Source organism: Phycisphaerales bacterium, assembly GCA_040217175.1.
In the GTDB taxonomy this organism is placed as follows: domain Bacteria; phylum Planctomycetota; class Phycisphaerae; order Phycisphaerales; family UBA1924; genus JAHCJI01.
Genome location: JAVJNT010000002.1, coordinates 1,368,855 through 1,383,577, shown reverse-complemented (window position 1 = coordinate 1,383,577; position 14,723 = coordinate 1,368,855). Strand labels below are relative to the sequence as shown.

Annotated in this window: 8 protein-coding genes; 1 reads left to right on the top strand and 7 read right to left on the bottom strand. The window is 67.9% G+C overall.

From position 1 onward, the window contains the following. Positions 1-70: 70 nt before the first annotated feature. Complete coding sequence (locus RIA68_13115; GenBank protein MEQ8318382.1) at positions 71-769, bottom strand: TrkA family potassium uptake protein; 699 nt, start codon at positions 767-769, stop codon at positions 71-73. 20 nt (positions 770-789) lie between these two features. Beyond that, positions 790-2,532: a potassium transporter TrkG gene (locus tag RIA68_13110; protein ID MEQ8318381.1), complete on the bottom strand. Its 1,743-nt coding sequence runs from the start codon at positions 2,530-2,532 to the stop codon at positions 790-792. An 84-nt stretch (positions 2,533-2,616) separates the two neighbouring features. Here RIA68_13110 and RIA68_13105 point away from each other — a divergent pair, with 84 nt between their 5' ends. Beyond that, positions 2,617-4,305: an NAD-binding protein gene (locus RIA68_13105; protein MEQ8318380.1), complete on the top strand. Its 1,689-nt coding sequence runs from the start codon at positions 2,617-2,619 to the stop codon at positions 4,303-4,305. Positions 4,306-4,311: 6 nt separating this feature from the next. On the opposite strand, the gene RIA68_13100 is transcribed toward RIA68_13105, so the two are convergent. The 5 genes from RIA68_13100 to RIA68_13080 form a co-directional block, all read right to left on the bottom strand. Then, on the bottom strand, positions 4,312-5,565 hold the full coding sequence (locus RIA68_13100; protein MEQ8318379.1) for an Nramp family divalent metal transporter: 1,254 nt from the start codon (positions 5,563-5,565) through the stop codon (positions 4,312-4,314). Between the two features lie 33 nt (positions 5,566-5,598). Continuing rightward, the gene (locus tag RIA68_13095; protein ID MEQ8318378.1) at positions 5,599-7,899 is read right to left on the bottom strand and encodes an FG-GAP-like repeat-containing protein; all 2,301 of its coding nucleotides are present in this window, start codon (positions 7,897-7,899) and stop codon (positions 5,599-5,601) included. Between the two features lie 257 nt (positions 7,900-8,156). Beyond that, positions 8,157-11,252, bottom strand: coding sequence for a lamin tail domain-containing protein (locus tag RIA68_13090; GenBank protein MEQ8318377.1), 3,096 nt, complete (start codon positions 11,250-11,252; stop codon positions 8,157-8,159). Between the two features lie 187 nt (positions 11,253-11,439). After that, complete coding sequence (locus tag RIA68_13085; protein MEQ8318376.1) at positions 11,440-12,483, bottom strand: prepilin-type N-terminal cleavage/methylation domain-containing protein; 1,044 nt, start codon at positions 12,481-12,483, stop codon at positions 11,440-11,442. A 324-nt stretch (positions 12,484-12,807) separates the two neighbouring features. Then, positions 12,808-14,649 (bottom strand): GC-type dockerin domain-anchored protein, encoded by a 1,842-nt coding sequence (locus RIA68_13080; protein MEQ8318375.1) that lies wholly within the window; start codon positions 14,647-14,649, stop codon positions 12,808-12,810. Positions 14,650-14,723: the final 74 nt, after the last annotated feature.

Below are 14,723 nucleotides of genomic sequence, written 5' to 3'. Positions count from 1 at the left end.
ACTGCTGCTATGTCATGACTACCGGCGGGGAAACGCGCAAGTTGCACGATCATAATGATTCTTGAGGTCTTCAGGAAATCCCGGTCAGCGTGTGGAGCTGGTCGTCCTGGCCCATGACCATGAGCACGTCGGTCTTCTTGAGAGGCTCGTCCGGGGAGATGACCAGCACCTGCATGCCGCCGCCGACCGAATCGTCCTCACGCTTGACGGCGATGACGTGGACGTGGTGCTTCTTGCGTGCGCCGATGTCGGCCAAGGACTTGCCGACCCAGGGCTTGGGCACGCGCAACTCGATGATGCTGTAGCCTTCGTGGAATTCGATCTGGTTGAGCACGCCCGGACCGAGCAGCCGACCAGCCCAACGGTCTGCTGCCTCGATCTCGGCGAGCACGACGTCGCTGGCGCCGACGCGTCGGAGCACGCGTGCGGTGGTATCGGATCGACCGCGAGCGATGATGCGTGGGATGTCGAGCTGCTTGAGCGTGACGGTGGCGAGCACGGCGGCCTCGAAGTCATCGCCGATGGCGACGACGGCGGCCTTGACCTTGTGGACGCCGCGGGCCTTGAGCGCCTCTTCGTCGGTCACGTCAACGACGATCGCTTGTGCGACGTCCGACGCGATGCGTTCGACGGCGTCGCGATCAAGATCGCACGCGATGACGGCCTGGCCGCTCTTGGCCAATTGCGTCGCGATGCGCTGGCCGAACCGCCCGAGCCCCAGCACGGCGATGGGCCGCTTGTCGTTCGATGGATCGTGTTCCTTGGCCATGCGTGCGTTCCTGTGCGGTATCAGCCGAGCGAGACCGTGTCTCGCGGCAGTTGTGTCCTGGTGAGGGCCCGTTCGATTCCACCGCCCACGCCTTGCACGAGCACGCCGAGGAGCGCGAGCGCGCCGATGCGGCCGAAAAACATCGTGAACGTCATGACGACGCGGCCGAACGGGCTAAGGTCGTCCGTAGCGCCGAGCGAGAGGCCCGTGGTGCTGGCGGCGCTGACGACCTCGAAGAGCAGCGGCTCGAAGGCGATGTCTTCGGTGAGGTCGAGCACGAGCGTGGTGATCGTTACGACGCCCAACAGCCCAGCGGCCACCATGGCGGCCCGCTTCACCAGCGCATCGGGCAGCGTCCGGCCAAAGGCCTCGACGTCGTCTCGGCCGCGAACGGTGGCATAGACGGCGATGACGAGCACCGCGAAGACGGCGGTCTTGATGCCGCCGGCGGTCGAGCCCGGGCTGCCGCCGATGGCCATCAAGATCATCAGCATGAACCGCGAGCCCGGGGACAGTTCCTCCATGGGCATCACGGTAAAGCCCGCGGTGCGCGCGGTCACGGACATGAATGCGGCGTCTGCCGCGACCGAGGCCGTCGCCCCGCCGGTCATGCGGCTCTGGGCGAGGAAGAGCACGCCGAACCCCGCGAGCAGCAGGCAGGTGGTAGTCGCCAGGACGATCTTGCTGTGCGTCGAAAGCCTCGGCTTTTGGCGACCCGGCCTCGGGCGCAGGCGTCGGCGGATGTATGCGGTGACGTCTTCAAGCACGAGGAAGCCGATGCCGCCAGTGACGATGAGCGGCACGATGACGAGGAACGGCGCCGCACCCGTGCGCATGGGGATGAGGCTGTTGCCCGTGATGTCGAATCCAGCGTTGCAGAAGGCCGACACGCTGTGGAAGACGGCTTGCCAGGCGCGGCCGCCAGGCCCATCGCTCAGCGACTCGGGCCATAAGAAGTAGAGCAGCACGGCGCCGAGGGCCTCGATGACGAGCGTGACGAGCACGATGAACCAGGCGAATCGCATGATGCGATGGGCGGGGTACTCGTCGAGCGCGGCGCTCAGCGTCAGGTTCTCTTGGTAGCTCGGGCGTACCCCAAAGAGCAGGGCGAGCGTGGAGCCGAAGATCATGAATCCGAGGCCGCCCAGTTGGATGGCTCCGGCGATGACCGCCTGGCCGAAGAGGGTGAACCCGCTGGCGGTGTCTCGGACGGCCAGGCCCGTGACGCACGTGGCGCTGGTGGCGGTGAAGAGCGCGTCGATCCAGCCAATGGGCTCGTCTGCGGGCGTGGCCGCGGGAAGCTTGAGCAGCAGGGTGCAGACGAGGATGATGGCGGCGAACGAGGCCGGCAGGAGCAGATTCGGGTGGCGGAGCGTGCGTGAGAGCACGCCCGTGAGGCTGATGGCGTAGGCGATGCAGACCGCGACCGCGAGTCCACCGGCGATCGCGGGCAGGCCGACCGCCCAGCCGAGCGTGGCCAGCGCGACGCCCGATTCGATGGCGAGCCCCTTTGCCCGGCGGTACCGGCGGGTCGGGCCGAATCCGGGGAGCGCGAGCAGGCGGACGTCGCCAGCGGCGATCGCAGCGAGCCAGGGTAGGGCGATCTGGGCGGCGACGAGCCAGGACCGAGCAAGCGGAGCATCGGGCACGCCTGCATCGACGGCCAGGGCGGCTGCGCCGAGCATCGACAACGCGACGGCCGCGGCGGACCGCCACGGACCCGGTGCTCGCTGGCTCGGTGATTCGACCTGGCGACGTTCCATGGCGGGCGAGCGGTCCCCGGCGAGGCGAGGACAAGCATACGGCCAGTGTGGTGGCGACTAAAACCCGAGCCGCTACCGTTGGCCATGAAGTCCATCGCCGCCCAGATCCTGATCTTGACCAGCCAGCGGCGGACCCGGCGGAACCTGAAGGTGCTGGGCCGCTTCCTGCTGATCCTGGTCGGCCTGATGGCCGTGCACACGGTGCTGTTCCACCTGATCATGGAGTACGAGCAGCAAGACCACACCATCATCGGCGGGCTCTACTGGGTCATCGTCACGATGAGCACGCTTGGCTTTGGTGACATCACCTTTCAGAGCGACCTTGGTCGGCTCTTCTCGATCATCGTGGTCATCAGCGGCACGATCTTCCTCCTCGCGCTGCTTCCGTTCATGTTCATCCAGTTCTTCTATGCGCCGTGGATGGAAGCGCAGACCGCCGCGCGGACGCCCCGCAAGCTTCCCGAGGACACGAAGGACCACGTGATCCTGACGCATCTGGACGCCGTGACCGAGTCGCTCATCGCCAAGCTCCGGCAGGTAAACCAGGACTACGTCGTGCTCGTGCCAGACGTCGAGAACGCGAGGAAGCTCCACGACCAGGAAGTGCGCGTGATGGTGGGCGACCTGGACGATCCCGAGGCGTTCAAGGCCGCCCGCATCGCGAACGCGGCGATGGTCGTGACGACGCGGACCGATGCGCAGGACACGGCCGTTGCGTTTGCCGTGCGCGCGGTGAACGAAAAGGTGCCGGTTTTTGCCACGGCCGACCTCGGCGCCTCGGTGCCCATCCTGGAAATGGCCGGCGCCACCGGCGTGGTCCGGCTCGACCGGGTGATGGGCCAGGCGCTGGCGCGATGCATCTCGGGCGGCGACGCCGTGACGCACGAGGTCGCCCGGTTCGACAACCTGATCGTGGCCGAGGCCAGCGCGGCTCGCACGCCGCTCATCGGCCGGAGCCTGCGGGAAAACAAGCTGACCGAGCTGGGCGTCAACGTTGTGGGACTGTGGGACCGCGGCGTGTTTCGCCCCGCCCGGCCCGACACGGTGGTGAACGAGCGGACCGTGCTGCTGCTCGCCGGATCGGCCGAGCAGCTCGAGGCATACGACGAACACTTTGCGATCTACAACGTCAGCGGCGATCCGGTCATCGTCATCGGCAACGGGCGGATCGGCCAGGCGACGGCCGAAGCGCTCGAGCTGCGCGACATCGACTACCGAGTGATCGAGCGGTCCGAGCGGCGTGTGACGAACCCGGAGAAGACGATCGTGGGCGACGCCGCCGAGCCGCGGATCCTCGAAGCCGCGGGACTGGCCAAGGCCCCCACCGTCGTCATCACGAGCAACAACGACGACGTGAACCTGTACCTCACGCTGCTCTGCCGCAAGCTGCGGCCCGACATCGAGGTCATCGCCCGATGCACGCTGGACAAGCACGTGGCGGCGCTGCACCGCGCCGGGGCCGACTTCGTGCAGAGCTATGCGAGCACGGGCGCATCGGCCTTCTACAACCTGCTGCACCAGGGGCGGCTGGTGACGGTGGCCCAGGGGCTCGAGGTCTTCGACGCGAAGGTGCCCAAGTCGGTGGTGGGCAAGAAGATCATGGAGAGCGGCCTGCGCGAGGCGACGGGCTGCACGATCGTGGGGTACCGCAACCAGGACGGCCTGACGGCCAACCCGCCGGCGACCACGGTGCTCGAGGCCGGCCACGAGATCGTCCTCATCGGCGACGTGGAAGCGCACGAGGCGTTCCGGCAGAAGTTCGTTGAGGGCTGAGTCGGCCTAGCCGAGCCGGCTCTCGATCGACCGCCACGCCGCGACGACGCAGACGGCAAGCGCGACGACGAGCGCCACGTTGGCCCACCAGCGGTTGGCCAGGGTGCGGCCGACCCAGTCGCGGCGATTCATCAGCAGCAGCAGGGCCAGGGCGAGCAGCGGGATGAACGCCGCGCCGACGATGGCGTAGAGCTTCTGGGCGGTCTCGAACCGGACGAACAGCAGTGCGCACGGCAGCGTAGCCAGCGCGACGAGGAAGCCGCGGTAGGGCAGCGACGTCGTCGAGACGGGCGCCGTCTTAGCGTTGGCGCCCGGCCGCATGGCCCACCAGTCGGCGAACACGTAGGGCACCGCCTGCCACACGCCCAGCACGCTGGAGAAGACCGCGCCGAAGGCGCCGACGAGGAACGCCCAGCGCATGGCCTGCGAGAGGGCCGAGTTGGTCGACGCGCCGATGCGGTCGGCGACCTGCACGATGACGGAGGCGCCGCGGCCCTCCAGCTCTCCGCTGCCCGCCACGCCCGCCGCCAGCACGATCATGCCCACGCCGAAGAGCGCCGTGATCGAGTAGCCCACGGCCAGGTCGATGCGGCAGGTCGCGAGGTCTTCGGGCCTGCCCCGGCCGGCCTCGCGCATCCAGTAGCCGTAGCAGATGATGGTCAGCGTGCCGCCCACGCCGCCGACGAGCGCGATGGTCCAGCCGAGGGCTTCGGCGTCTGGGGGTACGCGTGGGACGAAGCCGCTGGCGAGTTCGAGCAGCGAGGGCTTGGTCATCGCCGCGCTCGCGACGACGACCACGACCATGACGGCGATGCAGGCGGCCATGACGCGCTGGAACAGCTTGAATCCGCCCACCCAGACCATGACGAGGCCGACCATCGAGCAGCCGACGGCGCCCGTCCACGCCGGCAGGTTCGGCACCATCGCGCTGAGGACGGCCCCGCACGCCTTCATGAGCGCGACGGCGACGAAGGGGCTCCACAGCAGCAGGTACGCGCCGAACACGGCCCACACGACGGGGCCGAGCCTCTTGATCGCGCCCTCGAGGATGGTCGTGCCCGTCGCCAGCTGCCACCGCGCGAGCTGCTCGTTCAGCACCAGCTTGGCCATCGCGCCGACGATGACCGCCCACAGGACGGCCAGGCCCAGCTTGCTGCCCGCGAACGCGGCGGTCGCCAGGTCGCCCGCCCCCACGCCCGTCGCGGCGACGAGCACGCCCGGGCCGACGAGCAGCAGGATGCTCCTGGTCGATCGCGGCATGACCGAGGGTACGGCCGCGACCGGGCCCGTGGCCTACGGGCAGCCGGCGTCGAAGGCGTTCTGGAAGGCGAGGAAGTCGAAGATGGTGAGCGAGCCATCGCCGTCGAAGTCGGCGCGGGCGTCGCCGTCCTGGAAGAGGTTCTGGAACGCGAGGAAGTCGAAGATGGTGAGCCGTCCGTCGCCGTCGAGGTCGGCCGGGCAGCCGCAGGCAGGGTTTGCAAAGGTGATGCGGAGCTGACCAGGTTCGCGATGTGCACCTCCGATGGTCGCCAGGTCGTCGACGCCGTCGCCGTTGAGGTCGGCCATGATCATCCGTCGATAAACCGTGCCAACGTCGATCGTCGGGCCGGGGTCGAGCCGGCCGTCGCCGCCTTGGACGAAGAGCTGGGCCTCGAACAACCCGAGGACCACCAGGTCGGTGGCCCCGTCGCGGTTCACGTCGGCCGCGATGAGATCGCTCGGGAGGCGGCTGATCAGCCACGACTCTCGTCCCGTCAAGCTCCCGGCACCATCGTTGTAAAAGATGGTGACGAAGTCGTCGCCATCGCGATTCTTGAACGCCACCGCGAGATCAGGCCAGCCATCGCCGGTGAAATCGCCCGCCACGGCGTCGGCGGGCGACTCGAACTCGACCAGCACCTCGCCGGGCTCGAACGCGCCACCCGGCACGCCGCGCGACAGCGTCACGACATCGTCGCCGGGCGCTACCACGGCGGCGTCGACGGAGCCGTCGCGGTCGAAGTCCGCGTGGGCAAGAGCGCTGCCGCCGCGAGCCGCCTCGAAGAAGCTTGCCGCTTCGAAGGTCGCGTCGCCACGGTTGAGCAGGACGCCCAGGCCGTCGCTGCCGCCGGTGGCGAACAGCAGGTCCAGGTCTTCATCGCCGTCGAGGTCGACGAGCGCCATGTCGTCGGGCCCCCGGACGGTCGGCACGCGACGGGCGACCTCGAACGAGCCGTTGCCGTCGCCGAGCAGGATCGTGACGGGATCGTTGCGATAGCTGGCGACCACGAGATCGATCGCGCCATCGCCGTTGAGGTCTCCCGCCTGGACTGGCCCGGGATCCCGACCCACATGGACGTCGACGCGCTCGTATGACGTGCCATCGCCGTCATTGATCAGTACGCTCAGCACGCCGTCGTCGATGCTCGTGATGGCCAGGTCATCGTCACCATCGCCGTCGAAGTCGGCCGCTGCGATGCCCCCGTCGCCGACGTTGTCCACGACGACCTGGGCCCCGAAGCGGCCGCCGCCCTTGCCGCTAAGCACGCGGGTGTAGCTTGGCTCATCGGACTTGCTTGTCGCAAGGTCTATCTGGCCGTCGCCATCGAAGTCCGCGGCCACCACCCGGTAGGTGCGGTCGCCGACGGCCGAGGCCACCGCCGGACCGAACTGGCCCGCACCGTCGCCAGGCAGCACGAACACGCGGCTGCGGTCGTAGTCGCGAAAGACGAGGTCCAGCAGTCCATCGCCGGTCACATCTATAGCGGGCCCCATGGCACCCGGGGCCCGTAGTTCGACGTCGCGCGCCTCGTCGAACGAGCCCGCGCCGTCGTTGACCAGCCAGCGTATCGGCTCGGTGGCGACGCCCTGCACGAGTAGGTCGACGTCGCCGTCTTGATCGAAGTCTCCGCCGACGAGGAAACCGGCATTCTCGGGCGCCGCCAGGGTCTCGGGCGATCCGAAGACCCCGTCGCCCGCGTTCCGCAACACGAGCACGGCGTCGTTGCGTCCGTCGGGCAGCGCCAGGTCGACGTCGCCGTCGCCGTCCAGGTCGGCCGCCACGAGGTCGCGGCGAACCTGACCGATCCCCGTGAGCGCGCGGGCGCGGATGAGCCGGCCCGTGCCGTCGTTGAGCAGCAGCACGGCCTCGTCGTCGAAGATCGGCGTCGTCACGGCGTCGATGTCGTCATCGCCATCGAAGTCGGCGAGCGCTAGCGAGATGGGTCCGTCCCCGGCCAGCACCGTCGCGTGTTCGGCGAACACGCCCGAGCCGTTGTTGATGTACACCACTACCCCGTCGGCCCGCTGGTCTGCCACCACCAGGTCGACGTCGCCGTCGCCGTCCATGTCGGCCGGCTCGATGGTGTCGGGCAGGCCCCGACCGGGCACGGCCTGGCGGAACGGGAAACCCCCGGTGCCGTCGTTCAAGTAGATCACGATCTCGTTGCCGTAACCGTCGGCGGTCGCCAGGTCCCAATGGCCGTCGCCGTTGAAGTCGGCCGTCGTGACGTCCCATAGCTCGCCGCTCGCCGGCAAGATCTGGTCGGTGAGGAAGAGCTCATCGGGATCGCATATCTGTCCGCATGCAATGGCCGCTGCCGTCAGGACTATCACACCGGCAGCCGTGCTACATCCCGACTGCATCGCTCGCCCTTGCATTGCCTGTCTCCTTGATGTTGGCGTGCAGTGGTATCGACGCGATCGGGACGGCGCGTCCACCGACGCTTGCGCCAGAGCCCGGAGATGCCACGACTCGCAATGATGACTTTGCTCGAACTTTGGGCACGAGAGAAGCCCCGCACGTTCGCGCGGGGCTCGGTCGAAGTAGTTGCCGCGATCCGCTGGCCCGCGGGCTCGGACCGATCAACCCATCACGGGCAGCCCGCGTCGAAGGCGTTGCTGAACGCCAGGAAGTCGAACAGCGTCAGGCTGCCGTCGCCGTCGAAGTCGGCGCGGGGGTCGCCCGAATCGAAGGCGTTGCTGAACGCCAGGAAGTCGAAGAGCGTCAGGCTGCCATCGCCGTCGAAGTCGGCCGGGCAGGCGGCGCCCAGGATGGCGTCGATCGCGTCCAGGTCGTCCTGGTTGACGACCAGGTCGCCCGTGACGTCGGCCGAGAGGTCGAACAGGACGGCCTCGGTGATGTCGTCCCAGTTGGCCTCGCCGTCGTTGGCCGCGGCGATCTGGGCGGCGATGTAGTCGCGGTCGAACGCGTCGACCACGCCGTCGGCGCCGGCGCTGGGCGTCCAGCCCGGGGTGGTCAGGCCGTCGACGTTCGAGACGTCGAAGCGGCTCCAGCCGGACTCGTAGGCGATCGAGCCGTCGCCGATGACGGTGCCGAAGAAGTTGCCGCTCACGCTGGCGTCGTCGACCGCCTCGAAGCCGGCCACGCGGTCGAGGTTGCCGGTGCCGGTGTCCAGTGCCAGGCCGTCGGCGAAGTAGCGGGCGTCCTCGATGTCGAAGTTGCCATCGCCGTTGAAGTCGCCGATGATCTCAAGCACGACGTCGCTGCCGGGCTCGAAGCTCGCGCGATCCTCGAGGGCGCTGATCAGGGCGGGGATGTCGTTGACGTTGCGCATGCCGTCGTCGTTGAAGTCGCCCGACAGGCCGTTGCGGTCCGAGAGCGGGCTGCCATAGAACACGGGGCTGCCGGCCTGGTCGACGTAGTTGCTGCCGCCGGCGACGCCGTCGGTGTAGGTGACGCCGGTCGTGCGGGTGGGCACCAGGCCGGTCGTGCTGACGCTGCCGAACGTGGCCAGGCGGCTATCGCCCAGGACGATGCTGGTCGCGCGGATCTCGTCCTGGAGGTCCTGGTTGAAATCGGGGTTGGGGATCAGGCCGATCGGGTCCTCGTTCTCCTGGACGAAGTCGGTCGCGGCCGAGAGCACGAAGTTGAGGGCCAGGAACTCGGCGGGCGTGAAGTCGGTCGCGGGCGTGCCCATGCCGGCCTCTTCGAACGCCGCGATGCTGGCGGTGATGTTGTTCAGGTAGGCCGCGGCCTGGGCGTTCTGCATGGGCGGCAGGCCGGTGCCGATCTCGCCGCCGAGCGAGGGCGCGACGGCGCGGGGGCTGCCGAGCGTCGTGAAGGTCTCCGGGCCGCCGATGGTGTAGCCGTTGGCGTCGTTGTCCAGCACCTCGTCGATCGTCGGGCGGCTGAACTCCGTGCCGCCGATGAGGTCGTTCTGGACGGCCAGGACGTCGGCGCGGCCGGTGAACAGCCAGCGGCTGGCGCGCTCGGCGCCGGTGTGACCGATGGCCAGGCGGGTGTTGATGACGGTGGCCTCCATCGAGCCCGAGCCGCCCTTGTTGCTGGGCAGGTAGTCGGGACCGATCAGGTTGAACGCGGCGTCGTTGTTCTTGGTTCCGATGTTCTCGCCGCGGCCCCACGAGGGATCGAGGCCGATCGAGTTCTGGAACCCGTTCCGCGTGCCCGAGCCCGAGTCGCGGGTGACGAACACGAGGTTCTCGCCGTTGCTCAGGCGGCCGGTGGCGTTGCCGTAGCGCAGGTCGCTCTGGCGGATCTCCTGCTTGCCAACGCCGTAGTTGACGATCGGGGCGATGGGCACGAAGGCGATCTGCGTGTCGAACACGACGTCGGTATCGGTCGCGGCCGGCGGGTTGGCCGGGTCGAACGGACGCAGGCCGCCCAGGCTCTTGAGGTTGTTGCTCTGGCTGATGGGCGCGCCGGTCTTGTCGGTCGCGAAGATCTGCGCGTTGCCGTAGCCGGCCGAACCGGGCTTGGCGTCGAGGGCGCCAGTTCCGGCCTGCGTGGCGAACCACGAGCTGGGCACGTCGAGGACGGCCAGGTCGATGCGGAAGCCGCCCAACGAGCTGGTGCTCGGGAAGGTGAACGGCGAGACCAGGTAGCTCCCGTCGGTGGCCGACCGGAACGGCGAACCGCCGGGGTTGCCGGCGTTGTAGACGCCCGGCACCGTGCCGACGGCCAGGTCGACCCACTTCTCGCGATTGGCGTAGGCGTTCTCGGCGTTGCCGGAGAACAAGCCCACGCGGGGGTCATCGTCGTCGCGCGTGGTGTCGAAGAGGATCGGGGCCAGCGGACCGTCGGGGTCGTTGGTCAGCACGAACTCGGCAAGGCCGTTGCCCGAACCCGTCGAGCGGTAGGTGACGATCCAGTGCGCGTCGTCGTCATAGCCACCCGAGCCACGCTGGCCACCGGGTGCGAGCTGGTCGATGCCCGGACCGATGCGACGGGCGAAGCCGTCGAGGTCGGGATCGAGGAAGTCGTTGGTCGAAGAGGGCGCCTGGAAGAAGCTCTCGAAGAGCGTGGCGCCCGAGATGTTCACCAGGTAGGGGCCCTGGATGGCCACGTCGGCCGGGGTGGTGCCGGGACTCCCAACGCTGGTGACCGACGTGGTGCCGGCCGGGTTGCTGACGTAGCCCCCGTCGACGCCTTCGGTGCTCAGGGCCCAGTTGGCGCCGTCGTTGGCGTCAAGGAACGGGTTGGTCAGCGCGATCGAGGCAACGCCGTCGTCGGCGGGCCAGGCGCCGCCGTCGTCGTAGGTCACCGCGATGACGGCGGCGCCGAAGTCGCGGCCGGCGTGGCTGGTGATGCTGTCCCACAGGCCGAACGTGTCGCCGCCGTTGTTCAGGGCCTGCCAGTTATCGACGGCGATGAAGTTGATGCCGCTGCCCCAGGTCGCCTCGACCTGCGAGAGGCTCAGGCTCGAGCCGTCGTAGAACACGGCCGTGCCGCCGGCGGGGATGGTGCCGCTGGCGATGTTGGCGGCGGTGACGGGGGCGCCGCCCTCGTCGTCGAAGACCCAGCCGCTGACGTCGATGTCGGTGTCGCCCGTGTTGACGACCTCGAAGAACTCCCAGGCGTTGTCAGGATCGAACGCCGGGTTGTACATGATCTCGGTGATGTTGATGCTCTGCGCGCTGGCGGTAGCCGCAGCGCCGGCCAGGCCGCAGGCGGCCAGCAGGGTCGAAATCCTGGTGCTCTTCTTCATGGAACTTCTCTCCGAAGGATGAACAGGAAGCCTCTTGCTCGGTGGTCCTTCCGCGACGGCTTCGGCCGCGCGGCTCCTCCCTCGCTGGCGGCCGGACCGTGCCCCCAGCGCCCGCATTCCACGGGCAGTGCTTGAACATGGGTCAGCAACGCACGCGGCCGCGGTTTCCCGCGGCCGTGGCAAGTGATCAGTCTTCGAGACGGACGTCGATGTTCTTGCCCGTCAGGCTGTAGAACTGGTCGCCCCACAATCGCTTGCGGATCGTCTCACGAACGTCCAAGAGGTCGACGTGCCCGTCGGCGAACACGAAGTTGGCCTTGCCGCCGTGCTTGCGGCTCACGGCGTTGAGGTTCGTTCGCGGATCTTCGATGAGGCCCGGCGTGCGCTCGGCCTCGTCGTCGTCGATGATGTCGCGCTCCGGATCGGGATACGTGAACCGGGCCTCGGACCTCGAGCTCCCCGGAGCTTCGCGGTAGACGTCCTGCCCCGCGCTGAGCCCGAGGAACGGCGTGATCGGCCGGTGGCTCTTGATGACACCCGGCGTGCTGCCGTAGAGGCTGTTCCAGTTCGCGCCTTCCTGGAACTCGGTCGCCAGGATCGTGGCACTGGTGCTATTGATCCAATCGGGATTTACCAGGCGGTTGCGGCGGGGCGTCGCCGTCGAGAACTTGTTCCGCGGGAAGATCGCCGAGTTTCCGGCAAAGGCCATCCGCTTCAGTTGGCGATCCTCTGGCTCGGGCGGGAGGGAGTCTCGCGTTCCGCCGAGGTCGTTGCGCTGCTCGGGCTCCCAGTCGTCGTAACGACGACCCGGATTCGTCGCCGGTGCGCCGCCGTTGAGCGCCGCGGGCGACGCGAAGGCGTCCTGCGGCAGGTTGCCGCTCTCGAAGAGGGCCCACGACCAGTGGATGTAGCCATTGGCAGGCACGGGATTGGTATCGAGTTGGTCTTCGACGTCCCAGTCCTCGCCGTCGCGGTCGTTGCCGTAGACGTACGCGGGCGGGTACGTCCTGTTGTCGACCGTGTAGGTGACCACGCCCTGTCCAACGCCCCTCAACTGGGCGGCGGCCTTGATCTGCTGGGCAGCCGCACGCGCCTTGCCGAGGCTCGGGAGCAGAATGCCGATGAGCAGCGCGATGATGGCGATGACCACGAGCAGTTCGATGAGGGTGAAACCGGCCTTGCGATCCGAGCCCGCCCGGGCTCGTCGGGTGCGTCGATTCGTCCGATCCATGGGCGTCGTCCCCCGAATGTGCGTGACTTGAAGAAGCGATCCACCCGCCCACCGGTGGACGAGGAACGGCTTGTGCCACAATGGTCCCGGCTGCGCGGGGGTTCGCAAGACCAGGCCAAGATGCGCAAGAAGTGCGGCTTCGGGATTGTGATGTTGCTCTTCATGCAGCGCACACAAATCAGCCCGCCGGAAACCAGTGCGGGCGATTTGTTCAGATATGTTGAGTGCGGGCTCGTGTGATGGCTTGCAAAGACTTAGCGCAACATCCACGCGTCGACGAGGACTGTTCCGCGTTCCTTGCCGTGCCTGGAGCCGAGAGCCGTGCTACGGGCAGCCGGCATCGAATGCGTTCTGGAACGCCAGGAAGTCGAAGATCGTGAGCTCGCCGTCGCAGTCGAAGTCGGCCCACGTGCTGCCGCTGGCGAACAGGTTCTGGAACTCCAGGAAATCGAAGATCGTCAGCTCGCCATCCAGATCAAGATCGGCCCGGCAGTCTGGCTTGCCGCCGTCGTCGTCTGGCGGCAAACGATTGACGTCGTCCATCGTCGCGGGGTTGAAGTTCGAGCGGCCGCGGCCAACGCGGAATACCGGACCGGTGCGTTCGCCGGCCAGCGGCCGGTCGACCGCCTGCCAGTCGCCCATGCTGTCGCGCTCGAACGCGTGAACGATGCTGTCGTCGACCGCGTAGAGCACGCCATCGTCTCCGAGTTGCAGGGAATGCGGATCGGTCACGCCCGGGAGCTTGGAACTCGAAGCCACGATGAGTCGCCCGGTGACGTCACGCGTCAACTCTGAGACGCCGCCGGTATCGGACACGAGGATCGTGACCTTGCTGGCGCCACCATCAGGCTCCGAGTTGATCGCGATCGAGGCATGGGGCGAGAGCTCGACCTCGGAGGGGATCGCCGAGCTCTCAAGCAACACCAGGCCCTCACTGACCCGCATCAGGCGACGGCGGGCTCGCGACAGAAAGTACAGTTCTCGGGTCTCGTCGTCGTAGGTCATGGCGTCGACGGGGAAGGGCAGGGCAAGGTTGCCCGTCGGCAACAGCCCGCCGCCGAGCTGGGGCGTGTATCGCACCAGGTCGCTCGCGCCCGCGACGAACACCGAACCGTCGAGGCTGCTGGCGACGCCACGCGGCGACGCCACGGGGCCGACGGCGGTCATCTGGCCGCTGATCACGTCGAGCGTGTGGAGCGTGCCGGCGCCCGTGCGCTCCGAGCGCGTGAGCACGAACGCCTCGATGGGCGTGAGGCCCTGGTCCATCGCGATGACGGTGGTGAACGCGGGCGTCGGATCGGCGTCGAACACGCGTCGGCCGGGCTCGTCCGTGAAGGGGAGGGGCACGCGTGCGTCGACGTCCTGGGTGATGGGGTCGGTCATCAGGCCGAACGCCGGCATGATGTACAAGAACCCGTCGAGGAAGCCACGAGTGGTCGAGGTCAGCTGATAGATCGGCCTCGAGAAGTACTGGCTCTCGCTATCGTACTTGAACCGCCAGTTGGACTCGTACTCGAACATCGTGAACGTCGTAGCGAAGTCGCTCTGGTCGAACAGCCACCGGTCGTTCCCGGGATCGCGGAAGAGCATCCGCATGTCGTCGGGACCATCACACAGGTTCGAGCCGCCCCACATGGTGACCACGTGCCCGCCGTCGCGCTCATAGCGATTGACATCGAGCTCGTCGTACCACCCGATGATGGGCATCACCAGCGTGCCCAAGCGCATGTGGTTGGCCATCTGCAACGGGTTGACGCCGATCTCGCCGAAGGCCTGGTAGCTGCCCACGAGCAGCCCATCGCCGTTGCGCGCATAGGCCTCTGTCGTCAGCCGCCAGCCTCGGACTCCCGTGCCGTCTTCGGGGTCGGTGCCCATGAAGAGGCCCATGGTCGTGAGCTGGGTGTTGACGTAGTCGTACTGGCTCTGGCTCTGCCAGTCTCGCGGCCCGCCGAACACGGCGGGCTGGCCGTGGTTGCTGATGTATGCCAGCGCGTTGGCCGTGGCCGTCGGCACGCAATACGCACTTCCGTCGTTGGGCAGCACGCTGCGTCGCTGGTCGAAGTCGGGCATGCCAAGGCGATAGACGCTGCACTGCGCATGCACGCTGCTCGAAAGTCCGGCCGCACCGAGGACGGCGGCCACGACGGTCATGGATCGGTTCAGCATAATGGTGAATCCCCTTCGTTGGTCGCGGCATCGCGACGCATCTGGGTAGTACAACGTAGAGCCCGCCGCCTGCT